This window comes from Citrobacter sp. B72, assembly GCF_016894305.1.
Lineage (GTDB): Bacteria > Pseudomonadota > Gammaproteobacteria > Enterobacterales > Enterobacteriaceae > Citrobacter > Citrobacter portucalensis.
In genome coordinates this window covers 267065-292108 of sequence record NZ_CP069802.1, presented here as the reverse complement: position 1 = coordinate 292108, position 25044 = coordinate 267065, and the positions used below count along the sequence as shown (strand labels likewise).

24 protein-coding genes are annotated in these 25044 nt (G+C 45.5%); 17 read left to right on the top strand and 7 right to left on the bottom strand.

The genetic code is table 11. The annotated features are described in order from the left end of the window. Positions 1-476 precede the first annotated feature (476 nt). The 4 genes from JQN59_RS25635 (at position 477) to JQN59_RS25620 (ending at position 3551) form a co-directional block, all read left to right on the top strand. Complete coding sequence (locus JQN59_RS25635) at positions 477-1529, top strand: hypothetical protein (protein ID WP_001065778.1); 1053 nt, start codon at positions 477-479, stop codon at positions 1527-1529. A gap of 19 nt (positions 1530-1548) precedes the next feature. Then, positions 1549-1749: a hypothetical protein gene (locus JQN59_RS25630; protein ID WP_000594930.1), complete on the top strand. Its 201-nt coding sequence runs from the start codon at positions 1549-1551 to the stop codon at positions 1747-1749. Further along, entirely contained in the window at positions 1746-2462 is a 717-nt protein-coding gene (locus JQN59_RS25625) for a zinc finger-like domain-containing protein (RefSeq protein ID WP_000838219.1), read from the top strand. Before JQN59_RS25630 ends, JQN59_RS25625 begins: the two co-directional genes overlap by 4 nt. Positions 2463-2696: 234 nt before the next feature. Further along, the gene (locus tag JQN59_RS25620; RefSeq protein WP_239484237.1) at positions 2697-3551 is read left to right on the top strand and encodes a hypothetical protein; all 855 of its coding nucleotides are present in this window, start codon (positions 2697-2699) and stop codon (positions 3549-3551) included. Between the two features lie 8 nt (positions 3552-3559). On the opposite strand, the gene JQN59_RS25615 is transcribed toward JQN59_RS25620, so the two are convergent. Then, positions 3560-4372: a DNA adenine methylase gene (locus JQN59_RS25615; protein ID WP_001121574.1), complete on the bottom strand. Its 813-nt coding sequence runs from the start codon at positions 4370-4372 to the stop codon at positions 3560-3562. Between the two features lie 369 nt (positions 4373-4741). Between JQN59_RS25615 and JQN59_RS25610 the strand changes: the two genes are divergently transcribed. The 5 genes from JQN59_RS25610 to JQN59_RS25590 all read left to right on the top strand — a co-directional run bounded on the left by JQN59_RS25610 (position 4742) and on the right by JQN59_RS25590 (position 8789). After that, positions 4742-5905 carry a hypothetical protein gene (locus JQN59_RS25610; RefSeq protein ID WP_000114860.1) on the top strand — a complete coding sequence of 388 codons (1164 nt, stop codon included), beginning with the start codon at positions 4742-4744 and terminating at the stop codon, positions 5903-5905. A gap of 247 nt (positions 5906-6152) precedes the next feature. Next, positions 6153-7844, top strand: coding sequence for a DUF4942 domain-containing protein (locus JQN59_RS25605; RefSeq protein WP_000096325.1), 1692 nt, complete (start codon positions 6153-6155; stop codon positions 7842-7844). Beyond that, on the top strand, positions 7841-8017 hold the full coding sequence (locus tag JQN59_RS25600; protein ID WP_000070862.1) for a hypothetical protein: 177 nt from the start codon (positions 7841-7843) through the stop codon (positions 8015-8017). Before JQN59_RS25605 ends, JQN59_RS25600 begins: the two co-directional genes overlap by 4 nt. A gap of 60 nt (positions 8018-8077) precedes the next feature. Continuing rightward, positions 8078-8521, top strand: a complete 444-nt coding sequence (locus JQN59_RS25595; RefSeq protein ID WP_001805248.1) for a hypothetical protein — start codon at positions 8078-8080, stop codon at positions 8519-8521. Beyond that, entirely contained in the window at positions 8508-8789 is a 282-nt protein-coding gene (locus JQN59_RS25590) for a hypothetical protein (RefSeq protein WP_000535423.1), read from the top strand. The genes JQN59_RS25595 and JQN59_RS25590 overlap by 14 nt, the downstream gene beginning before the upstream one ends. Before the next feature lie 57 nt (positions 8790-8846). Here the strand turns inward: JQN59_RS25590 and JQN59_RS25585 are convergent, their stop codons facing one another. Beyond that, positions 8847-9473, bottom strand: coding sequence for a hypothetical protein (locus JQN59_RS25585; protein WP_000966518.1), 627 nt, complete (start codon positions 9471-9473; stop codon positions 8847-8849). Between the two features lie 372 nt (positions 9474-9845). Here JQN59_RS25585 and JQN59_RS25580 point away from each other — a divergent pair, with 372 nt between their 5' ends. The 6 genes from JQN59_RS25580 to repHI2 all read left to right on the top strand — a co-directional run bounded on the left by JQN59_RS25580 (position 9846) and on the right by repHI2 (position 16943). Continuing rightward, entirely contained in the window at positions 9846-10634 is a 789-nt protein-coding gene (locus JQN59_RS25580; protein ID WP_239484236.1) for an Ig-like domain repeat protein, read from the top strand. Between the two features lie 82 nt (positions 10635-10716). Next, entirely contained in the window at positions 10717-11100 is a 384-nt protein-coding gene (gene tnpA, locus JQN59_RS25575) for an IS66-like element accessory protein TnpA (RefSeq protein ID WP_001201739.1), read from the top strand. Then, a complete protein-coding gene (tnpB, locus tag JQN59_RS25570; RefSeq protein ID WP_000609174.1) occupies positions 11097-11444 on the top strand; it encodes an IS66 family insertion sequence element accessory protein TnpB in 348 nt (115 codons plus the stop codon). Before tnpA (JQN59_RS25575) ends, tnpB (JQN59_RS25570) begins: the two co-directional genes overlap by 4 nt. 49 nt (positions 11445-11493) lie before the next feature. After that, the gene (gene tnpC, locus JQN59_RS25565; protein WP_032430836.1) at positions 11494-13029 is read left to right on the top strand and encodes an IS66 family transposase; all 1536 of its coding nucleotides are present in this window, start codon (positions 11494-11496) and stop codon (positions 13027-13029) included. A 59-nt stretch (positions 13030-13088) separates the two neighbouring features. Continuing rightward, complete coding sequence (locus JQN59_RS25560; RefSeq protein WP_239484235.1) at positions 13089-14747, top strand: Ig-like domain-containing protein; 1659 nt, start codon at positions 13089-13091, stop codon at positions 14745-14747. 1107 nt (positions 14748-15854) lie between these two features. Then, positions 15855-16943: an IncHI-type plasmid replication initiator protein RepHI2 gene (gene repHI2, locus JQN59_RS25555; RefSeq protein WP_000159528.1), complete on the top strand. Its 1089-nt coding sequence runs from the start codon at positions 15855-15857 to the stop codon at positions 16941-16943. Between the two features lie 2077 nt (positions 16944-19020). Here repHI2 and JQN59_RS25550 read toward each other — a convergent pair. The 5 genes from JQN59_RS25550 to JQN59_RS25530 form a co-directional block, all read right to left on the bottom strand. After that, positions 19021-21441, bottom strand: coding sequence for an Ig-like domain-containing protein (locus JQN59_RS25550; protein ID WP_000681217.1), 2421 nt, complete (start codon positions 21439-21441; stop codon positions 19021-19023). A 464-nt stretch (positions 21442-21905) separates the two neighbouring features. Further along, positions 21906-22493, bottom strand: a complete 588-nt coding sequence (locus JQN59_RS25545; protein WP_000491820.1) for a hypothetical protein — start codon at positions 22491-22493, stop codon at positions 21906-21908. Positions 22494-22536: 43 nt separating this feature from the next. Further along, on the bottom strand, positions 22537-22800 hold the full coding sequence (locus JQN59_RS25540; protein WP_000149862.1) for a hypothetical protein: 264 nt from the start codon (positions 22798-22800) through the stop codon (positions 22537-22539). 93 nt (positions 22801-22893) lie between these two features. Beyond that, entirely contained in the window at positions 22894-23655 is a 762-nt protein-coding gene (locus tag JQN59_RS25535; RefSeq protein WP_001167418.1) for a methyltransferase, read from the bottom strand. A gap of 80 nt (positions 23656-23735) precedes the next feature. After that, positions 23736-24236, bottom strand: coding sequence for a hypothetical protein (locus JQN59_RS25530; protein ID WP_239484234.1), 501 nt, complete (start codon positions 24234-24236; stop codon positions 23736-23738). Positions 24237-24298: 62 nt separating this feature from the next. Here JQN59_RS25530 and tnpA (JQN59_RS27300) point away from each other — a divergent pair, with 62 nt between their 5' ends. Both tnpA (JQN59_RS27300) and tnpB (JQN59_RS25520) read left to right on the top strand, forming a co-directional pair. Next, entirely contained in the window at positions 24299-24676 is a 378-nt protein-coding gene (gene tnpA / locus JQN59_RS27300) for an IS66-like element accessory protein TnpA (RefSeq protein ID WP_042922212.1), read from the top strand. After that, positions 24676-25023, top strand: coding sequence for an IS66 family insertion sequence element accessory protein TnpB (tnpB, locus tag JQN59_RS25520; RefSeq protein ID WP_042922210.1), 348 nt, complete (start codon positions 24676-24678; stop codon positions 25021-25023). Before tnpA (JQN59_RS27300) ends, tnpB (JQN59_RS25520) begins: the two co-directional genes overlap by 1 nt. Positions 25024-25044: the final 21 nt, after the last annotated feature.

Below are 25044 nucleotides of genomic sequence, written 5' to 3'. Positions count from 1 at the left end.
TAACTTAACTCGTCGGTGATAAGATTTTCATTTGGCAAACTGTTTATAACATATTCTTGCAAATGCTTTTTACGCATTTACCTAAATGCCATAAGCATTCCAGTAAATGCCTTCCTTATTCATTCAAATGCTTTTCGCATGCATCCGAATGCCGGATCCTTTCATAAAGTTACTATAATCAATGAGTTAAAGATGCCGTGATCTTTACTTGAACTCTATTGATCTTTAGTGATCTAAAGAATTGATCTAACCTGTTGAAAACAATGATAAGTCCATATAAAACAAGGAATAGCGCTCCTTTATCAATATCTACAGATCGCAAACGGAAATGAAAGTGGGTTTACTATCATTGTTTTATTCAAGACAGTTTTTATTTTAATTTTATTAAGCAAATTTTTTGAGTTTACCTTTTAGATGTATCAGCCCTATTTGGCAAATTTGAGGTTCATGTATCATGTAGTAAACAGGAGGAAGATATGAACAACAGCAAACATACAGTCATTGAAGTGGATACTAATCTAGTTGAAATTGAAAAGGGATTTAATCCCCGAGAGGCGGTAATCGGAGATTTGTGTTACGAACAAGAACCTGTCAAATCGATGATTGTGTCAATCAAACAAGCCTTTAAGGAAGGAAGGCAGGTTGATATGATCAAGGTCGTAAAAAGAAAAGGTAAATATTTAGTTCGTCAAGGTCATACTCGTTTTCATGGCTTAAAATTAGCAATTTCTGAAGGTGCTAATATTCCAAAATTATCTGTTATCTTAATCGATTATAAAAACGAAATTGAAGAATACCTTGAGAACCTCGATGGTAACAGAAGCAATGGGCTAAATCCGGTTGGGCAAGCTCATGCATTAGCTCATGCTGTTAGTCTCGGGTATTCGGTTGAAGAACTAGCAATGCGATATCAACGATCAACTACCGCAATTCGTAATATGCTAAAAATCCTTGATATGCCATTAGAGCTTCAACGTTTGATTAGCCTAAATCTAATCAAAAAAACGCTCGCCATTGAAATAATGTTAAAATATTCCAACGATCACAAAATGGTTTTAAAACATATAGAAGGTTTCTTACCTGGCGTTAAGAATATTGAGACTACAACGAGCAAAATTGTAGGCATACCTGAACACAATGCAGCTGGAGCAGGACCAGACACCTTAAATAAAGGCGGACCAGAAAAGAAAAATTCGGCAGTCACACGTAAGACTTTGGGTATTAAGCGCCTCTCGCATAAGAAAACAGAACGGCTAAAATCTGAATTTCTTGAGCTTGTGGAAAGTACACATACGGAATCTATAACGAATACTCAAACAGAACTAAAATTTGGTAGAGATAGTGCACACTTGTTCAAAAATGTTGATAGTAAAAATGTAATATTTTCTGATGATGGTGTTCAAATAATCTTGAATGATGAAAAGCTAAATATTTTATTGTCTTTACTTAACGACGAAAATACAGCAATCATTCTTTCTAAACCAAAATTAGAAGAGCTTCTGGAAATTCGAGATCTCCTTAAGGAATAAAAACCCGAGGATTAGTTGAGTGATTAAACCTATAAAGCTGACTCTTATCGATAATTATAATGATTTGCTTCTAACTCATGAAGTCCTTAAACGCAACATGGAAGAGTTAGAACACGGTAAACGTTTTGACCAATTTCCTGAAGGGCATGACCACTATGAAAAAACTGTGAAAGAAGCTGTAGCAATCGTAGAGGCACGTTTGGAGGTGTTTCGAAAATGAAATCTCTTTTCTTTACTCTTGATGGTCATATGGTACCAGCCTCAGTGAATGTATCCCTTAACGGAGATGGAAATTATTATGCACCTATCGAAAGAGAATGTAACGAATGTGCGGGCACAGGCCACAAAGGGGCTGATGTATGTGAAAAGTGTCATGGGGTGCAAACAGTTGGACCCATTATTGAAAAATTAGTGGTACTAGAGCCAATTACCTTTCTCGATAACATTCCGGAACTGCGTGTTAACCCAACACTCGAAGCATGGAAATCCAGAAACCACGTACTTATTGAGAAAGCAAAAAAGGCTAACACTAAGTTTTCTAATAGTATATTGGCGCAACTAGACAATAACCGTTTTTTGACAGAACGCCAGCTGGATTGTTTCTTTACAACCTTTGATGTGATGTTGTCTGAAACTCCGGAAAATGAACAAGAAATTTTAAAACATAGCTACAATATCGGCCAGGTCATAAGCATTGAACTAACATTTACTGAAGTCAGGGCCGCGTACGCAAAAAGTAAAGGGAGTTATTTTTTTACATTTACTGGTAAAGTTAGAAATGACGGGATCGCTTTAACGGCCGATAAACAGGATCACATTTTATTGGGTGAACGTTATCATTTGACTGGAAAAGTCAGAAAATTCTATGATTTTGATTCGAAAAATTATGCTGCAATAACAGTTTTTAAGTTAAGTAAACTCCAAGACAGTTAAATGTTTTACTGCTTAAATATAGAGCCAAGACTTAAACTGTCGTTAGGACTCACTCACGTAATATTGTTGCTTACGCAATGGGTTTTATCCCTCATAAAGATCTGCGAGTATAAATCTTTTACATTTAAATTCCCCTCTATCACAACCTTTTCAATAGTAAAAAAATGATAATCTTATTAATTATAATTTTTAATTTTTTGTATACCAATACCATACAGTTAAGGCTAAAAGGTGATGATGGAGATGGACTTTAAAATGCACAATGATCTGGGTCTCGGTTTCATTTGTAAAAATGCAAGAACATCGTCAAAGCCAACGTTAAGAAAAGTTACTTTTCCGGTAAGCGCATATGAAACGTCTAAGCTTTCTTTAACCGGTTTTCAATGCCCCACAGCCTGCCGATTTCCTTTTTTTGTGCTATGCATGATAATCCATAACCATCTTTCGTCTGCATGCCCTATCAACCAAAATGAATGTTCAAATCATATATCGCAATTTTCTATCGACATTAAAGTACAAGATTGGCTTAGCCGTTCAAGAGTAGCGTTTATTGATTTCCATAATCTAAGAAATACAGATAAAACCACATTAATAACAGTGGAACATCTTGAAGCTTTACTTACTGTTATGTCAACTACTCTTGTCGCTTACGCTCCATATTCAAAAAAGAGACTTAACTTTAGCTTTCTAAATTCATTTACTTTGTCTAAAACTTCTCAAAGTTACACATTAACTTTCCCGGTAGTTCTCAGTCCGCTTTTAAATGCTCTTGGCGGTTTCATTCAGGAATGCATAACCGAAAAATTGTTAAAACGACGAAATTCGAATTTCATGGTTTACGAGTATCTTAAACGTTCAGGCCAGAGCTCTCATAAAGTGGAGGACATTAATAACGACTTACAGCTTAAAACTCTAAATATAAGACTTATGAGCGTCCTTACTGGGCTTTCTCAGCAAGGACTCATTTCATTTATTTGCGAAGGAAAGAGGGGCGACCGGAGAATAGAAGAGCTTCAGTTTATACCTTATGTTCAACGAACTCACCCTGAGGTATTAACTTTTCAGGAATGGATTAGCCCCGTTGATTAGAATTAACTCTATTTCAGCACGGCCAGTATTTCTGTTTCCGTTTTCCGTGTATTTGGCTTACTTCCTACGGATCGGTAAGCGCTGAGTCTGTGTATGACGAATCCACGCTCTTCATAGAGGCCCAAAGTGAATGGTGTCAGGCTATTTGATATCGCAACAGCAGCGCCTTTTCTGTGAGCGTCAACGAGCATATTTGCTAACAGCACGTGGTCGCTTTGGCTGAACGGTTTACCATCGTAACTGACAAAACTAGTTTTGCTTGTTTTGTCATATGGCGGATCACAATAAATCTGATCTCCTTCGCCGGTTGCGGCCAGAGTCTCCTCAAAACCAGCGGTGATCAGTTCAATACCTGAAAGACGAAATGAAAGGTAGTCTATTTTATTGAAGTCAAGCTTCAGTTCTGTATGTTTCCCCCAGGGCACTGAATAGATTCTTTCTGAGTTATAGCGGCACATACCGTTATAGCCCAGGCGATTCAGGGAGTAAAACAAAGCCGCTCTTTGAAGCGGTTGACCAGAAATACAGGTTTTGTTGAAACGGTCCCTCATCTCATAGTAGTCCTTTTCGACAAAGGTTTTATCCGCTAGGTTTTGGACCTGATTTATAAAGTTAGTTTTCTGTCTTTGAATAGTCCTGTATAGGTTGATCAAGTCTGGATTGCTATCTGCAAGCAATGCATTTTGTGCAAACATGTTCAGAAAAACGGCACCACCGCCTATAAAGGGTTCTACCCACCGGCAACTATGATCGTGTGGGTAGTGATGGCTGATGAAAGGCATCAGTTTCGTTTTTCCACCAGCCCATTTGATTATCGGCATGTGTCTGAGATGTCGAGTCAAAGTGTCTATACCTGAGAGAGAAATTTAGGTGCTGGTATCGTACCTAACCACGGGCTTTAACTAATAACTTAGGGAGCAAAAAAAAGTTGTTTAAGACGCACAGTTTTGACTTTCAGCATTGCGGATTTATAAGATTTTTCCTCACTGATACCTGAACTTTATGTTTTGGATTTATGTCTTTGTTTATGAAGCGATTTTGATGCCATCACAAGAAATGGGGAGCCCTCTTTTTTTGTGAAAAATCAGAATAGGCTCAAAAAGTACCTTTTTTGCGAAAAATTATGGATTTTTTTTTCGGTAGTATCCCCGCTACGCAGAAAGTAAGCAGAAAAATGTAACGGAGCCCCTATGAGTGTTTTACTGACAGAACCTACACAGCAAGCTAATGACAAGGTCTTTAAAACGGCCCATGTTGCCTTTTCAGTAGTTACTGGCACAGGTCGTTACGTCACTGGGCTTAAACAGTTCCGTGATGCAAACCCTGAACTTTGTACTGAAGTAAGTGACCAGAAAGCATGGGCTATCCACCCTTCAGTAATTCAGGTCACGCCAGGCTTCAACTCCCGCGAAATGGGAATGGGTGACGATTACTATAAGCTCCCTGAGGTTGAAGAACACATCTACAACATCAAGAATGCCTACATTCGAGGTGACTATGTAGACCCTATCCGAGTACGTGTCATTGATGGGGTACCTTTTGTTCGCCAGGGGCACTGCCGTTTAAAAGCCGCAATGATGGCATGTGATGAAGATCATGACATCACAATCCTTTGCGTTGAGATTAAAGAAGATGAAATTGGCTGTGAGCTCGCGACCATTGATGGTAACCGTGGTCTTGCGCTTTCTCCTGTTGCGCTTGGCGAGTCCTATCGTCGCCTACATTCTCTTGCTGGCTGGTCACTCGAACGAATTGCTCAACGTGAAAATAAAAGCCCGACGACCATCAGTTCTCTTATCCGCCTGACAACCTGTTCTGTTGTTATCAAGAAATGGATTCATGCTGACGCTATTTCGTATGTTAACGTGCTTTCACTGATCGATGAGCTCGGTGAAACAGAAGCAATTTCACGTATCAAGAAGATGATCGCGGAACTTGAGCAGGCCGATGCGAATGGCATCACGGTGAAAAAAACCCAACATGGTCAGGTACGAGTCAGACCTTCAGACTTCAAGCCAGCACGGATTCCGCCGGTTATTGCCACAAAAGCCGTAGAAGGCGTCAAACTCATCACCACCAGCTTATTACAGAAACTGGGGGATATTGAATTGCCGGAGATGACAGATTCAAGTGCTGACGAAGAAATCAACATTACGTTGAACCGCAGTACTCTGGAGATGCTGAGAAATCTTTCAAAAGAGATCACAGAATCAGAGAACAAGCAGCTTCGCCGTGCGGAGAATCGTCAGGCAAAACTTAATGGTGAGAAGCCAAAATACCCACGTAAAAAAAATGCTAAGAAGGCAGGGGAAGAGACCGATCAGGATACTGACCCACAGCCGGACGCAGAATAATTTACTTTTGGCAAAGTGTTGGTTTTGTCAGAGTCATTAAGGATTCAGGCTTTTTGCCCGCCTTTTTTAAACCTCCATGTATCGTTCTTGCCCCGTTTATGCGGGGCTTTTTTTTTGCTTCTTTCTATGAGTTGACATCTTTAAGTTTTATTCAGAGACATAAAAAACTTTTTCGTGTCACTGAACCTATTAGGTTACAGAGCGACGTTGCTATCCTGGTAAAAGTTTTTTCTAAAGGACCGGTAAAATGTCATCTCTTGATTCTGAAGCTAAACCCGATAATGCAGGTCACAGCGTACTGGCTTTAACAACCTCTCATAGCCTGGTGGTTAGCTCTTCTGAAACATTTCTTCCAGATATGCGCAAAGAGCTCGGCATTATCGCGGATCTTGTTGAGTCCTATAATGATGAACTCTGCTTGTTGAAACACATGGCTGTCCAGTTCAAAACCCACAATCACCAGAAACTTTATTCTTATCTCTCAGGCTACAACCACAGTATCTCTGAAGCGGATGCCTTGTTCGCGGAAAACGCTCTGAGATCTGAATACTGGAAACGCGTTATGGCACTCACTGATGTTTTGCCTATCATGTCGGATGCCAAACGTAACGAATGGGATAAGCAGTTTACGGCCGACCGCTATATTATGCCGCCTCAGGTGATCCCTGATTTCACAGCTGACGCTGTAGTAGGCACAGTCGTTGCTTTGCTTAATGACCGCAATCAATTTATTAAAGAAAGGGTTTACGACGTCTTCCAGTCTCTGAGCCGCAGTCATAAGACAAACAAAGCTTTTGGGTTCTCCACCCGCATGATCACTACCGGAGTTTGCGAGCCGTCTAAATACCCCTGGCAGAAATTAAGGGTGGATTTTAAAGAGTCTGGCATTTCACCACTGAGCGAGCTCCGCGTTATATGCGCATTCTTCCGTGGCGAACAGGTGAAGGCGATCCATAACACCAAATCATTGGTTGAGGCGTTGGTCGAACATGAGGGGTTCAGAAAATGGATCTGCATCGATGGCAACAGTATTCGTTTCAGGGTTTACAAAAATGGATCAATGCATATTGACGTCCACCCTGATATCGCCGAGCGGCTTAACAATATTTTATCAGCTATCGTACCGCTGGCATTACCTGCCGACCGCATGGCTCATAGCAAGAAATCTTTGGAGGCATTCCCTGTACTTAAGCAGTGCATCGACTTTGATACCCGGATGCAGCTTTCTGAACTAATGTTTAAAAATGACGGGGACAATAAATGGAGTTGCTGGACATCTTTAGGGTCTCTCGCCGAACGCAAATCTTCGAGTGTTGCCGCTGACACCCTTCGGTTCTTAGGGGCAACAGTAACAAAATACGATGTGACATTTTCCTATGATCCGTGTGAGGTTATTCGTTACATCGGCCAGATAGGGGAGATGCCTGATATTGTATCGCATCAGTTTTACCCTTCATCTTGCCGAATCAGCGAATATGTATATTCCCTGCTCGGTGCAGGGGAAGGGGATACCCTCCTGGAGCCTAATATTGGCCATGCGGATTTGCTTAAATCATTCCCTGCCGGTGTGATCGTTACTGGCATCGAGCTTGATACTTTGAATTGCCTTATCTCCCGGGCTAAGGGATACGATACGACAGAAGCTGACTTCCTCACATGGTCTAAGTCTAATCAACAGAAGAAGTTTGATTATGTCGTGATGAACCCACCTTTTGCCGATAACCGGGCCAGGCTGCATCTCCAGGCAGCTGCATCTCATCTCGCAGCCGGGGGATCTCTAGCAGCCGTTCTTCCATTATCTCTTCAGGGGCTCGATAACCTTCTGGGGGAAGAATTCCGGACGGAATGGATGGACGTTTTTGAGAACGAGTTTGAAAACACGACCGTTTCGGTTCGCATCCTGTACGCCGAACGTATTCAACAAGAGGAAGTCCTATGAGCAACCAACCCACCAGCCTGCCAGAAGAAGATATTGAGTTTGTTATGGATACCTTTCAGAGGAGCATGGGTAAATCCAAACCTGTCAGGGATACTCAAATAGAGGGCGAGAAACCGCAAAGTAAAGAGTCCGCAAACTCAACTGAAAACCCCGGTTATGAAGAATTCTTTTAATTACGCTCATGATATCCTGGTGCAGTTATTTAGAATGATATTTGAGGGATGGGGGACATTGTGATTAAAAGGCGTAACATTCGACGATCAGTTTATGGATTGCTTATTGTTCTTATCGCCGGAAATGTGTGGTTAGGCCTTAGAGCTGATAAAATTCATAAAGTGCGTTATCAGGATTTCTGGTCACCGGCAACTGTGATTAAAGTAACTGTAATGCCTTCAACGAATGAAATCCAGCTCAGTGGTAAAATCCCTAAATCGGTAAGAGTTTCAAACAATTATGTTGAGTACTCGTTACCGGGCACACTCTCGGACAAGACCATTTACCGAAGCGTGTTAGAAGATGAGATGCTCACTTTGCTTAATGCTGGAGGTCAACTTGAAGTTAAATACACTCTGGACAAGCAGACAAATCGAACTAAGGTATGCACTAAGTGCTTACGGGTGATTAAAGATATTAACCATCAATATTCAGCCACTGAGGTAAAGCATGGGCAGTCCTAAATTTGAAATTGCTGAGCAAATTAAAATGTGGATCGTTGTTTATCTAGTTTGCTTTTTAGCACTTTACTGTGTGTTAAGCGCTCTACATGCGCTTTATGATCCGCTAAATTTACCTGCCCTGACGTGGCCTATCAGCTGGTTCGTGGTGCCTGAAATGACAAGTTTTGGCAGTGCATTATTAGCTTTTGTCCTAACGCCAGGCCTTTGCTCTATAATTGCTGTTTTATTCGGTAAGTCTACCTTTAAAAAAGCTAAAACAAAAATATAGAGTTAATTAGATTGGTGGCTCAGGTTTATAAAACCTCTCACTAGAGAGGTTTATTTATTATTTTTGACTGAGATTAACAGCGTTTTCCATAAATGTATCAATAACAACCGTAAGAGACTGGCTGGTACCATGGCTATACTCAGGCCAAGGTAAAAAAGGATATGAAGAATACGCCATCAACATGATACTGGTTGGGCAACGCCAGTCCGTTGGAACACCTTTACTGTAATGGACAATCATAGCCGGGCGACTACAATCAATATCTCCAGCGTTTTTATCGAGTACGAAAGTAGCCAGAACGCCGGTGTCCTTCTGGGATACGAAAACAAGGCTGTCAGTAAAAATAAAGGCCATTAAGGAAGAGGCCAGGAAAGCGCCAGTAAATAAGGACTTCTTCTCTTTCCAAACGCGTCGAGCATATAACCCCATTAGCGCTACCGCTGAAACCATTCCGGACCACTGAGCACCCAAAGAAAAATCTGTTACTGTTTTAGATGTCATACTTTCATTAATAGTAATCATTGCGACAATGAATGGTGATGCAATTCCAAGTGTTGCTAGGACTATCAGCGATATTTCAGACCGGTTTTCTTTAGCGGATCCTTTACTTATTGCAGACATTGCTCTGAACATAACGAATGTACTGTTGAGCATCAGAAAACAGCATAAGAGCATGTATAACATTGGGTTTCCTCAACCTAGAAGTGATGGTTACCCTGTTATTTTACATAAATTTGACTCAACAGATGCTTTTAAAATCTCGCTTCCTTGAATTTAAAAACATATCAGCACAATTGGCAAACATAAAGGAGCAGCGTCTATCAAAAGTTACTTTTATGATTGGTTGAATACTCATTTTGAAGGCTAAAATCCAAAAAAGTGGGTACAAAAAGTTACTTTTGCGTCATCCAGATGCACTGCCGCCATTTTGCATTCTGTACGTTGGTTGCTTTCTCACTTGATGTCTCTTTTAACAGGCAAATTATCACTTTATCCGACCGGACCTTGTAGGCTGAATCCGTAGAATAAGGCTATAACCTATTCCCGGAGCATCATATGCGTAAAACTCTAATTGGCTGCATGGTTGCAACTGCCCTTGCTACTGTATCTTCGGCACATGCTCAGGTATTTAGCTACTCATTTACAGATACCAATAAGGCTGTTCGGAATATTAAGCCTGCAACACAAACATATCTTAATCCCGCTGGTGTTTTGACTCTGAACTTGATATCGGGTCTTGATCGGTACGAGCGAGTGACGGTCACACGAGACAGCGATAAAAAGGTTATGTATTCCTCCGTCTCGACCAAAACGAGCGTTGCAGATCGTATCGTTGCTGCCGATGGAACAGAATACTATGGAAAGGATATGGTTCTACCGGCGCTCGGAGAAGGGACCTTTACTGTAGTCAATGAAACTCTGGATATTCGCCAGACTGTAGTGAGCACATCTACTTATCATTTCATCGTTGATACAACTCCTCCACGCTATAAGAGTATTTATCCGAGTCAAAACGCAGGTTACGACATGGTACTTTCTGGGCCACTTTGGGAGTTGGGCCGAGGCGGTAGTGGCCAGTTTTCTATATTTGCAGACGGTATTGAGGATGCTAGTGGAATTGCCAAGATCCGTCTTGTCATTAAACGAAGTAATGGTTCTGTGGTCTCCGACAATAACCTGAGTTATGACACAGCCAATAAACGTGCGTTCTATCCGTGGATTAAAGATATGAACACCCAGGCTGGCATGCCCTCAAGTGATCTTGATGAAGAATTCACCTTCAATTTCATCGTTACGGACCTGGCAGGAAATACGCTTAACATTCCTCCCCAGCGGTTTTTATAGTAAGCGTCGTCTGAGTACCGTCTGGTCCCGAATCCAGGATCCTGTAACTTAAGCACCCACTTATTTTGCAGGTGGACACCTCATGCGCGCTAAAGAAAGACTTCCCCGGAAACACTATTCCCCTGAATTCAAAATGGAACTGGTCAGGCTGGCTCTTGAAGAAGAAGGCAGTATTGCCGCACTGGCCCGGAAACATGACGTCAATGATAACCTGCTCTTTAAATGGATAAGGCTCTGGCAGCGTGAAGGGCGGGTCTGTCGGCCCCGAAAAAACTCATCGTCGCTTCCTGCCCTGATACCCGTGCAGCTTCAGGCGGGCTCTTCTCTCCCAACCTTCGAACTACCATCCTGCTCTCCTCCCGCTACCTGCCACATAAAATGTCGGGGAGGAGAAATAACACTGACTCATCCCTCTGCTGAACTCATGAGCACTGTCCTGCGCGAACTGATGCGGGGGCCGGTATGATAAATCTTCCCGCAGGCACAAAAATCTGGCTGGTTGCCGGTATCACCGATATGCGCAACGGCTTCAATGGCCTCGCCGCAAAGGTGCAGACCGCGCTGAAAGATGACCCGATGTCCGGCCACGTCTTCATCTTCCGGGGACGCAGCGGCAGTCAGGTAAAACTGCTCTGGTCCACCGGCGATGGTCTGTGCCTGCTGACAAAGCGACTGGAACGTGGTCGCTTCGCCTGGCCCTCAGCCCGCGATGGCAAAGTGTTCCTGACGCCGGCGCAACTGGCGATGCTGATGGAAGGTATCGACTGGCGACAGCCAAAGCGGTTACTGACATCCCTGACCATGTTGTAGCGCTCTTTATCCTGGTTGTCGCAGAATAAGCCTGGTAAAATACAGGCTTATGAACGATACCTCTTCTGACGACATCCTTCTGCTGAAACAGCGCCTGGCCGAACAGGAAGCGTTGATCCACGCCCTGCAGGAAAAGCTGAGCAACCGGGAACGCGAAATAGACCATCTGCAGGCGCAACTGGATAAGCTGCGCCGGATGAACTTCGGCAGTCGTTCCGAAAAGGTATCCCGCCGTATCGCGCAAATGGAAGCTGACCTGAACCTGCTGCAGCAGGAAAGCGATACGCTGACCGGCCGGGTGGATGACCCGGCAGTGCAGCGCCCGCTGCGTCAGACCCGCACCCGCAAACCGTTCCCTGAGTCACTCCCACGGGATGAGAAGCGGCTGCTGCCGACTGAGCCGCGTTGCCCGGAGTGCGGTGGTTCGCTGAGTTACCTGGGTGAGGATGCCGCCGAACAGCTGGAGCTGATGCGCAGCGCCTTCCGGGTTATCCGGACAGTCCGTGAAAAGCATGCCTGCCGTCGGTGCGATCGCATCGTTCAGGCCCCGGCTCCTTCGCGCCCCATCGAACGGGGGATCGCCGGACCGGGGCTGCTGGCCCGAGTGCTGACCTCAAAGTATGCAGAGCACACACCGCTGTATCGCCAGTCGGAGATCTATGCCCGCCAGGGTGTAGTGTTGAGTCGTTCTGTACTGTCGGGCTGGGTGGATGCGTGTTGTCGTCTGCTGGCACCGCTGGATGAAGCCCTTCAGCACTATGTCCTGACCGACGGCAAACTCCATGCTGACGATACGCCTGTCCCGGTGCTGTTGCCGGGCAATAAGAAGACGAAGACCGGGCGCTTATGGACGTACGTTCGAGACGACCGCAACGCCGGATCAGCGCTGGCCCCCGCAGTGTGGTTCGCTTACAGCCCGGACAGAAAAGGTATCCACCCTCAGACCCATCTTGCAGGCTTCAGTGGCGTACTGCAGGCTGATGCCTACGCCGGGTTCAACGAGCTCTACCGCGACGGCCATATAAAGGAAGCCGCGTGCTGGGCCCATGCCCGCCGAAAAATCCACGATGTTCACGTCCGTACCCCGTCAGTCCTGACGGAGGAGGCGCTGAAACGGATCGGCGAGCTGTATGCCATCGAGTCGGAGATCAGAGGTAAAAGAGCAGAGGAACGGCAGGCAGTCCGGCACCAAAAAGTGCTGCCGCTGCTGGCGTCACTGGAGGGGTGGCTGCGGGAGAAACAGAAAACCCTCTCAAGGCACTCAGAACTGGCGAAGGCGTTCGGGTATGCGCTGAACCAGTGGCCGGCGCTGATCCGCTATGCAGAAGATGGCTGGGTGGAGGTGGATAATAACATTGCCGAAAACGCCCTACGACGGGTCAGTCTGGGGAGAAAAAACTGGCTGTTCTTCGGCTCGGATCATGGTGGTGAGCGCGGTGCGTCACTGTACAGTCTTATCGGGACGTGCAAATTAAACGGCGTGGATCCGGAACGCTATCTGCATTATGTACTTGATGTCATCGCCGACTGGCCTGTGAACCGGGTGGGTGCTCTGCTCCCGTGGCGGGTTACTCTGCCTGCCTGACCAGCTTCACTTCGTCAATACGGTTCTCACTGCACGCTTACTTTTTATATGACGATCAAATGGGAGAATTTACGCCATTTGCAGTTCATGACTCACGTGTAAGCACCAGTGTTGTACCCGGCATTTCTTCGGGATACGTCCCGTTTAAACGAGGCCTTACAGTGCTGGAAAACCCCTACAAGTTGGTTATACGTATCCCAAGAACTAACTGGAAGCCATATCGAAATGGTGGCATGAGCATTACCAATAACTATGGCGGAGTACAGGTCCTTTCCGAAGATGCCACCTATGTCTACGTGGAAGTTAAGCTGCCACAGGGTGCCTTAGATGGAAACTACTATAGACCTGTGAATACATATCAATGGTCTGGAGGAGATCTTGGTCAGTATGCCAGCTGGCTCAACTGGGATCCTGCCTCTGTAAAGAGTCCGGCTTGGGGAAGTTCACCCATAGAACGACAAAAGGCTGATGGAACATGGTTCAACAGCGTAAACTGGAACCTGTTCAAGGCATCTGATATGCCTATAAAACTTACTAATATCCGGTTCAATGTACAGGCTAGGCCATATGATCAAAAAATCACTGGCGGAGCAACATGCAGTATTCCAGCTGGCTCAACAACCTGTACCGTCTCTTTGCCCCAGGATATTATAAATGGCACTACCGGCTATCTTCATAGTGGCTATGAAGTAAGGTCAACCACCGAAGCAACCTTCTTTGCCCCTATATGGGAGAATATAGCCTGGCATACACTGGGTCCCTCCGTCACTGGATTTGATTACATTGAAACCACCAACATTCTCCAGGTTTACGTGAATCAACCTGGAGATGGTTCATATTTCGACCATGTTTATGTAAATCGAGTTTGGTTGTCAGATAAAAACCGTAACAACGCAGAAATAAGCGTAACCGGCAAACAAACAGGTAGAAATATGGCGTCTGGGAACTACACGTATGAGTTCAACATGAAAGAGGTACCAGAAGGCAGTTATAACGTGGTAATTAATGCCCAAGATACATTCAACAATACCGGTAACCTCCCTTATCAAACTGTTGTCGTTGATAATACAGCACCATCTGTAAGTATTAGCTACGAAGGAAAACCGATCAGCAAAAACGTAACAGTATATGGGCTGGAGAACGTCCGTATACAGCTCACCGATGCTCTAACTAAACCATCCTTAAGCCGTATGACTCTTCGCGGTGGCCCTGTTTCTGATGCGGTGGAATTGTCTTGGGTGAATCTGGGAAACAACCTGTATGCACCTAATTATCCCAAGATCTTTCCGTCTCTTAATGAAGGCGAAACATACACTCTCACAGTTCAGGCCAAAGATGAGATGAACAACGTTAAAGAAAGCTCAGTCGAATTTAACTACCTTCCAAACAATCTCGTCAGGCTAGAGAATCTGAAAACCTTAGCTGTCAATGCTTCTCTCAAAACATCTGACAATACTCCTCTGGCTGTTCTGTATGCCAGCCAGCTGCGTAAAAAGGATGGTTCAATCGCTACAGGGCTTCAGGACGCAGTGCTTACTGTCCGTAAGGACGCTGCATTCGGCGTGACTGTAAATGGTGTTTCTGCGATGCCAGGTGAAAGCAAAGAGCTTCAACTGGATTTGGGGCTCGGGGACAGCCGTAGCTTTCCTATTTTCCCTGCTGTATCCGGCCTTACAGGCAGATCTGAGTTCATGATTAACATTGAAGAATTAAAATAAAGCAGGGCTGTTTTGCTGAAGCACAACGGCCGTCTTCTGATGCGCCGTAGCCCATGTTGTTGCAAATCAGTCCGACGTTCATTGCGTAAGTAACGCTTACTGCGGACCATGGTAGTGATTAGACTCACTACCATGGTCATTTCACCACATATCTTCTCTGCATTGCTCTTGTTGGGCAGACTAGTAACTCGTCACTAAATTGCAGCTTTTGTCTTGCTAAGTCGCTGGTATAACTGCACTACGAAATCGTCAAAAGATTTTATCCCTCATGTAGATCCAATAAATGATCCCAAAGGTGCCAGAGAGTACAAAGAAGATCCCGGTACGCTGTAGGCCGCATGGTTACTGGGCTGGAGCATTGTCACTGACAACAGTAGCGACATAAGTGACAACGGGAGTGACTTAAAAGACAATGGTAGAGACTATTTCGACGTTGGTAATGATTTTAAGTGACAATGGTAGTGAGGTTAGACTTAAACTTCCACTGTAAGGTAAGGTGACTCGCATTATTTAAATAAATTATTACTTTCAATTACTTGCGACACGAGTCTGCATGTATGCTTCTATTTCTCAAAAATTTATCCACCGAAAATGCCTGTGGCTGTGATTTAGCTTTGACGACAGTTTTTATCAGGGAGGCAAGTTGAGACCTGTATAAGAACTAAGCATTTATTTATCCCCATTTTCCACAAGGTAGTTCCAATAATTAGTACCTTAGTGTTCCTGATAGATCAAAAGAGATCCCCGCTGCCTCCAGGCCAGACGGCACAAGGCCTGAGACGTGATCAGTGACAACAGTAGTGATTATTTTGACATTGGTAGTGATTATTATAACGTTGGTAATGAGTTTTTTGACATCAGTAGTGATCAGAGCGACAATAGTAGTGACTTTTCATTAGATCTTTTTAACTTGATCTGATCCGTTGTTGATAAGAGTTGCAGGTCATTGTATGCAAAGAGTTTTTGCCAAGTTTTAATGAGTGGAGTCGTTTTTTTAGGTAGAACTTATGCACAGATATGGATCATCACAATGATCCATCCAGTGACATAGAGTTCGCTGGGGCTTACTATTCACCAATCTGTTTACACATTCAGTGATAACTTATTATGACTAAAGAGAAAGATACTGAGCAGCAGGACCTGGTCACCAGGGCTTTCTCTGTTAGAGAGAAAGAATCAGGTAAAGACATCATTTTGCGTCCTAACAGCAACCGTACGGTGCAGTCTATTGCTTTGATGCGGCTCGGGCTGTTCGTCCCATCACCAAAGAGTGTGGGGCGTCAAAATCGGGAATATAAAACGGTTGGCTTTGACGCAACGAAAGAGTTACAGACGCTCTCTTTAATGGAGAGCGAGGGGTTCACCAATATTTCAATTGTCGGTGAGCGTCTTGATATGTCAGTAGATTTTAAGACGTGGATGGGCATCATTCGAACCTATGCCAATCATCCGATTAACAATGACACGATAAGCTTAAAATTCACTGAATTCCTCAAGCTATGTACGCCTGAAAATTATCGCTCATCTACAGCGTCCAGAAAACGTATAGACGCCTCCTTACGCAGGTTAGCATCCGTTACCTTGTCGTTCACCAGTAATAACTCGTCCAAAGTCTATACAACGCATCTGGTACAGTCTGCCCTGTTAGACCCGGAATCAGATCAGGTTGTCCTTCAGGTTGATCCTAAGATTTTCGAGCTCTATCAATACGATCATAAGGTTTTGATGCAGCTGAAGGCAATTAAGGAGTTGGCCAAGAAGGAAAGCGCCCAGGCTCTCTATACGTTCATAGAGTCATTACCGCCAAATCCTATACCGATATCCCTTACTCGGCTGAAAAATCGTCTGAACCTCAAAACACGAGCAAATAGTCAGAATGCTACCGTGAGAAAGGCTCTTGAAGAGTTGGCATCGATAGGATACCTCCAGTACACCGAAATTAAGAAAGACGGAAAAGTATACTTCCAGATTCATAAGCGGGATCCCGATCTGAATTTGAACAATACTCAGCCTCCTTTAGAAGTGGTTGAAGATGAAGAAGAGAACTCAGGGTCTTCTGTTTTAGAAGGTGAGTTATGCCCACCAGCTGACCCGATAGACGGCGATGATGTTCTTACCGTCCATGATTTAACCGCTGAAGAACTGCGCTATATTCGTAGTCTTCGAAGCCAGAAAAAGAACAGCAACGCCAGCTAAAGTTAACCCGGCGGTTCAGGCTCCGGGTGCTAAATTACTTCTTCGATTTTCGTTAGTCCCAGCCCGCTCTTTCACGTCAACGGTAATGAGTCAAAAGTCATTACCGTTGTCATTGTTCTCTACCACCCTATGTAGATCGAGATTGCGAATTCAACGCTTTCTCCTGAGTCACCTGTTAACACCCGGTTTCTACGCTTTACTTCATTGGCCAGTACATCCAACGGAAAATATCGTAACGGGGTGACAATGGCAGTGAGTTGACCCACTCACTACCATCGACATTCAAATCCCGGCTTCTCTGGTAGCTATAGTGACAATGGTAATGATGTGTACCTTACTGGCATTGTCATTGTCCTCCGAGTGTGCGTTCAGCTTTGGGAGGACACCGGAACTTAATGCGGCGAGTCACGGCCATTGTGAATCTCGATTGGATTGGCGAATACGGCTTCCGGTTGGGCCAGATGTCAATGGTTATGCTTCATCCAGCTCATTACTGTAGTCATTGCCGTTCAGCTGAGCTGATGCTCCTCTCATTCTATGTGGCGACAACGGTAGTGAGCCCAGAAAGTGACTACCGTTGTCATGGCCGTCCAGTAGAGCGGGTCAACCTCTTAAATCACAGGGTGACAACGGTATTGAGCCCAGAAAGTCACTACCGTTGTCATGGACGTCTGGTTAAGCGGATCTACCTCTCAATTCACAGGGTGACAATGGTAGTGAGCCCAGCAAGTCACTACCGTTGTCATAGTCGTCCCGTTGAGCAGATCAACCTCTTAACTTACAGGATGACAACGGTAGTGAGCCTATTAAGTCATTACCGTTGTCATTGCCATCCAGAAGAGCGGATGATCCTCTCAATTCATACGGCGACAATGGCACTGAGCCCAGCAAGTCACTTCCGTTGTCATAGCCTTCCAGAAGAGCAGATGAGCCTCTTAATTAACAGGGTGACAACGGTAGTGAGCTCATTAAGTCATTACTATTGTCATGGCCGTACAGCTGAGCTGATCATCCTCTCAATTCACACGCCGACAATGGTAGTGAGCTATTAAAGTCACTACCATTGTCATAGACGTCCAGTTAAGTGGACCATCCTCTCAATACACACGGTGACAACGGTAGTGAGCCATTAGAATCACTACCGTTGTCATTGCTTTTCAGGTGCACTGATAAGGCTCTCAATAGACACGACGACAATGGCAGTGAGCAATTAGAGTCACTTCCGTTGTCATTGCTTTCAGCTGAGCTGATAAGGTACGTCATTTACACGATGACAATGGCAGTGAGCCAATCGAGTCACTACCGTTGTTAATGCCGACCAACCGAGGGAAGGGTCCGCTCAAAGAACTGAGTGACAACAGTAGTGAGATCATCCAATCACTACCATTGTCAGCTTAAACCTGTAGGACGAAGAGGCTTGTCCGATAAAATGACGACAATGGAAATGAGCCTATCCATCACTACCACTGTCATTAAAGTCCAGCGGTTCAACGTTAATCAGTAGCTCCGGATGACAATGGTTGTGAGTCAGGCAATTCCCAAGCATTAAGTGACAGCAGCGTAACACCTCTAAGCTCACTCCTGTTGTCAGGGGTTAGGGTATTGAGTCTCTACCGTCGTCAGTGTTTCTGAGACACCAGTATTGCAGATCACTACAATTGTCACTTAAGTATCGACGGGGGAATAGATGCAAGTGACTGGCTAACCAGTACCAGTTTAGATTCAAAACGATCCCATCTTTGTGGATGCACTTGAGTAAGCTCGTATGACGATATGTCAGAGAAGTGACAACGGGAGTGAGTTGCCGGACTCACTACCGTTGTCATCCCCGGTTGAAGGAAGAGGATCCCCGGGGCTGTATATTTACCGGGTATCCTTACTCAAGGGTTTCGACACTCACTCCCATTGTCGTAATCAACGAGTGTGCATTGTCTTTTAAAAGCATCGCTGGAAACGTACGATTAAAGTAACTTTTCTTTCGGTTCTTCCTTGCGAATCTCTGAAGACGTACTGGCTGATCGGAGTCAAGGAGGGCAGTAAAATTGAAGCCGTCAGTTTTACTGTCGGCTCCGGGTAGTTACTTCAACTCGTCGATCTGAATCATGAATTCTGAGGTGCCAACTTTCCCATTTTCGGAAGGATAAACGGGTAACAGAAGATTATCCCCCTGGCCCATATCTATTTGCACCTCAACTGACTCACCTGGAGCCGCCTGTGCCCCGTTAAATTTAATACCGAAGGCTGCATCCTTCCGCACAGTCAGCGTTGCGTTCTGGACCCCTTTAGCAATTTCTCCATTTGTCTTACGCAGAACGTTAGTGGACAGGTACGCAAGGGGTACGCCATCTGTCGTTTTGAGAGGCGAACTGACCGATAATGTGCGTAGATTATGTAACTGCACAAGGTTATTCGGTAGATAACTGAACTTCTGAGTATAGGTTTTGGTATTCGACTGACTATCGGCAACTGTTACGCTAATTGAATAATTTTCAGATGGTTCGAAATTTGGGAACAGCCTCGGATACTCAGGCATGTATGTATCTTTGCCTGCCGGTGACCACGTAAGCTCAACGTTATCAGCTGTGGGGCCACCTACGAGCTGAAGACGGGTTATCCTCGGGGTTGTCAGATTATCTGCCAGAGCGATCCTGAGGTTCTCCAGGCCGTACACTACCGTATCGTCTTTTACCGGCTTTCCGTCGAATGTTATGGCCACTGTCGGAGGAGTGTTATCCAGAGCAATTTCTCCGAAAGTTTTATTGGTCTGGTTCTGGAAGAAGTCCCTGATGTTGACCTCAACGTTGTATTTTCCTTCAGACTGACGGGATAAATCATAAGCAATCGTGTAGTTACCTGAGATACGAGATTTGATTACGCCTGTGGGTGACATCCGGGTACCGGTGTTCTTATCGGAAAGATAAAATTCCCTCAATGAGACCGAGTCGAACCAGTTACCATCGCCTTCAAGTGACGCCAGTACATCCAGCTGCTTGTTAGTCTCGTCATATGATATCGAGTTTATTACCGGCAGTTGTTTATTGTTCCAGCGTGTCATAATCCATTGCTCAGACCGCAAAATGGGATTGCTGATGCTGCGAACGAAGTAAAGGATCCTATTGTAGCCCTGGGTACCCAAGGCCATATCAAACGTCTCAGGCGCTTCACACGAGGTTTTTCCTGCCGGAATGGTGCAGGTCGCCTTACCGCCGATCTCTTGTGCAAAGGGCCGGGCTTCAACGTTAAAACGAAGTCGGGAAATTTTAATTGGCAGTCGTGATGAAGCCACACTCTCAAAATCCTTCCACTTAACCCAGTTCCCCTTATCATCGAGGAAATCTACCCAGGTACCCGCAAATGCAGGCGTTTGGTTTGCAGATGGGTTTAGAACGAGGCTGTATGACGGATAATACCCTCCCCACTGGCCAAAGTTCGCCATACGAGCCATATCCCCATTAATTGAGCCATAGGGAAGAGTCATTTCAACATAAGCATAAGTGCTGTCTACAGCTATCTCTTTGGGGGCGGAATATTGATTGATGAACTGAAGCCCACCTTCTGAATAAGCACGGTAGTTAGATTTTGGGATCCGGTAGACTAATCGAATAGGGTTTTCGTTAACGACCATACCGGCTTTGTAAGCCGGATAATTAGAAACCCCGGGTACGACGCTGGAAGACGTATTTGGATCATGAACGGCCCACAGTGTCATCTCACCCAGCGTGTTGTCGTAGCGAAATTTTTGAGTTGGCAGCGTTCGGCTATTACCTGCGTTATCGAAGATAACAACTTTTGCAGTAAAGTCTTCATCCAGGTTGCTGTCTGGTATTCCGGTTCCCTTAACTGAATTCTTAGAGTAAGTGTGGTACATCTTTTGGCCGGATACGTCATACTGCATCTGTGTAGTGCTGTAGAGGCTACCGTCCTGCCTGTAAATATATATTAGGCCCTTATCAATACCATTTGCATCACTTACGCCCGAAGAGGTGAAGTCATACTGCCCCGTTGCCTCTAATCCAAGCTTCCACACGTCACCAGCGGTAGAGCCAGAACCAGTATTAGCGGTAAGAGCATTTGCCGCTGGAGGGGTGACATCAATTAGCCAGTTATAGTTATAGGTCGCTACAGGCTTCTGATTGAGATCTAACACGTTTATCTGAACGACAAATTTGCCTTCACCCAAAGCAGGCAAAGTTACTTTTTTGCCGTAGAACTCACTACCGTCAGCAGCTGTTAGTCGGTCTGATACACCCGTCCGTGTAGTCGTAGTATTAAGAATGACAGTTCCAGTGTCTTTCGTGACTTTGACATTAACGAAACGATCAAGACCTGAAATAAGTGTCAAAGTTACCGGTGATGCCGGATTAAGCATAAGACGAGAAGACGGGGCGTGGATCTCAATACCGTTCGTGTCTTTAAAGGCCGATTCATATATCTGAGCTGGGGCCTGAACAGACATACCGAGTCCGGCTACAGCAGTAATAAAAGCGAGATGTTTCATTCTTATTCCCCTTTAGGTTTGGTGTTATTTTAAGCTTTTCCTAAAGGTCACTATGTTCGTAAAAGTATAAAAAACTTCTCCATATGGTGCTCGAAATTACAAATCTATAATTTGCCTTTCGACAAACCTTATTGTGCGTTCAGGACGGAAATCTTTCTTTTTGGAATTACATCTGACATTTCTGTGGTGTCCAAACTGGCAACGATTGCAAAACTTATAACATTAGCCTGAAACTATCGGCATCCACATATCGCATTAAGTGATGCTTTTACTTTGTGTAAAAAAGAATCAGGATAAATTAGGTATGTCAGATATAAATGCGTTAACGGACGGCATATATGAATCAAAACCTGGCGGCATTACGCCACCAGTCGAGAGGGGAGTGAACCTCAGTCAGTACGTCTACCTTCGTTCCGCAAGGCGCTTCTTGTTGTGAATTACAAACTGCCCTGGCGAGAACTGCATCATTTCACCCCTAGCAACACACGTGCCTCTTCAACGGTTTGCCAAGAAGGCATTGCTACGCCAGATTGAGTGCCGTTGCCCCTGCGCTCACCTGTGTCACATTCTACATAAAGACGCATCAGCATCGCTTCTGTTTCAGCGGCCCGGCTATTATCCATTACCAGTTCTGCTGCGCGTCGTAGCTGTTCTGGAATGTCATTCCACATTCCCGCACCACTTCTGTCTTTGTTAGTGAGCAAGTCTTCAATAGCAGATGAAGCCATGTTAAGCAGGTCAGCCGAAACTAAAGGCATCGGCGGGGCGGTATAGAGGATTCGACGTCTTCCGCGTCTGTCTGGATCGTATTTATCATAAAAAGCTTTGTTCACATCTTCCCAGTGCCACTGAAGTTGCCCGGTTGCGTCATGGTGGCAAAACTCGCACTGATAAACAGGCGCAATCGACATAACTGCCTTTCCAATACGTGCCAGTACAGCAACTTCGTCAGCTCTGAGACTCATTGCTTCGCTTGGGTTACTACCCTCGGCAAATTCCAAAATTTGTTCAATACGTTCTGGTGTGAAAGTGGTCATAGGCTTTGAAAACATATTTTTCCAGTTGTGCTTACCATATCATCAGGCATTAGGAGCGTTAGCGAATAATTAACAGGTCAGGACCAAAACTAAATCCTTCCCCCATACGGTCTTCATGACGGGAGACATATGCCTTACCGTATTTCTCCAGATCCTGTAAGCGATCTTTTGCCAGATTCCACGAGTATTCCTGGCCCCACACGGGTCCGTCACGCCCGTCAAAGCGGTCAGGTTTACAATTTGCTTTCAGAAGAGCGTAGACATGCTCCACCGTGGGTAGCTGCAAAGCACTATTAGCCTGAGAAACGGCAGTATGCGTCATTTCTGTTCACTCTTTATTGATTTAGTCAGTTAAGCCGGTCAGGTAACTTTAACCGGCTACTCGTATTAAGATTTCTTTCCGGTTGCTTGTCAGTTAGCGGCGAAGATCAATTTCAAGGCGGGCTGTTTTGACCTTTGTTCCGGACTCCCTAAATGTATCATCCGGAAGAGGCGAAATTTGTCCGCCAAGTTGTTTGACTCGCTCCCTGAGCGCTTTTGTCAGTGTGTCTTCCCGGAACAATACCCCAGCTGACAGAATGGCCTGTAAGCGACCTCGCTTAGCGAGCATTGCGATGGCATGCATGACTTGTTTAACGTCAGAGCGTTTAAGGAATGGTGGATTCATAACGATAACATCAAAAGTTTCATCGGGCTGGTACCCAAGAAAGTCGGTATGCACCAGCTCGACTCCTGTGCTAAGGACACTATCGTTCTTCACTGCAAGGAATCGCTCATCGTTCAATTCGATCCCGGTAATCAATGCATCCGGAGCCGCCAGTTTTAAGGCTTTCAGAATGCGGCCATCACCAAACTCTGGCTCCAGTACACGCTCCCCGGCAGCTGGTTCAGCGCGTAGAACCATATCTGTGACTAAATTCTCAGGTGTAGGGAAGAAATTGAACAGATCTCGTGGGATGTCAACCGAACCTGTCAGAATGATTTGCTCGATACGCTCAGCTGCATCCGCCGTAAAAATATGTGCCTGCTCTTTTCGGTTCCATTTGCCACCGGCGGCTTCGAGCACTTTGTTTGTCTTAACATAAATGCTGCGGTCGAGCTGGTCGGCCAGGAAAAGAAAGTTCCCTTCAGCACGGCAGCGAGATAAGACGTTCAGAACTTCAGTTGAGATTTGCATTAAAACTCCATTAAGAGGATTTACCCGCCTGGCGGCAGCGGGTTGGTTACTTAAACGGGACAATTCAGATTTGGCCTTGGTTAGTCGGCAGACAACAGCAGGGATGGGCTGTTATAAGAGAAGCGGTCAACGGGAGCCTTATCAAATCGCTGACCGCTTGCATCAGGGGTCAGAACGAGTCCGTTATGGGCGCAATGAATGTGGAGCAACATATCCCCGCCGGTGTTGATGTGTAAGGCAGGCACACCCTGATCGATTTCGAACATGACACCAAAACAGGGGTTACCTTCCTTGTTAACAACTTCACAGTGGATGTTATGTTGGCCGGTAACGCTGACCTGATAGGCCTGACTGTCCTCTTCTGGCAGTGTTTCCTCCTCCAGGCGCCAGTCCTGAAGTGTGAGGCTAATTTCAGGGGTGTCATGCTCTTTCTGAAGAGCCTGGATACCTTTACGGAACAGCTGCATCATTTCAGGAGTAAGGCAGTCTTCCTCAGCTCCAAAATGTTCTTTCCAGCCTTCAGGATCTGCATACATCCAGACGTTTTTAGCGTAAGCGTCCAGCGAGAGCCGTCTGGTCATAATCTGAAGCATACGACAAAGTGGTGTCCACCAAATAAGTAGTGGGAACCAAAGTGTCAGATATGCAGAAAAATATGACTCCCGGCAGGCGTAAGGGCTGCCCTAATTATTCTCCTGAGTTTAAAAAGCAGCTCGTAGCTGCCTCCTGTGAACCCGGGATATCCATCTCAAAACTGGCGCTTGAAAATGGCATTAACGCCAATCTGTTGTTCAAATGGCGCCAACAATGGCGTGAGGGAAAGCTGCTGTTACCTTCCTCAGAGAGTCCTCAGCTACTCCCTGTGACTCTCGATGCCACCTCCGTACAGCCAGAACTAACCGCTGAGGGCCCGGAGGCTCTCAGTATCAGCTGTGAGGTAACGTTCCGGCACGGGACGCTCCGCCTTAATGGTACGGTCAGCGAAAAGCTCCTGACTCTGCTGATACAGGAACTGAAGTGATGATCCCGTTACCTTCCGGGACCAAGATCTGGCTGGTTGCCGGTATCACCGACATGCGCAACGGCTTCAACGGGCTGGCTGCAAAAGTGCAGACGGCGCTGAAAGATGATCCGATGTCCGGCCACGTCTTCATCTTCCGGGGCCGCAGTGGCAGTCAGGTCAAACTGCTGTGGTCTACCGGAGACGGGCTGTGCCTGCTGACCAAACGGCTGGAGCGCGGGCGCTTCGCCTGGCCGTCAGCCCGCGATGGCAAAGTGTTCCTGACACCGGCGCAGCTGGCAATGTTGTTGGAAGGCATCGACTGGCGACAGCCGAAGCGGTTGCTGACCTCCCTGACCATGCTGTAGGCCTCTTTATCCTGGTTGTTG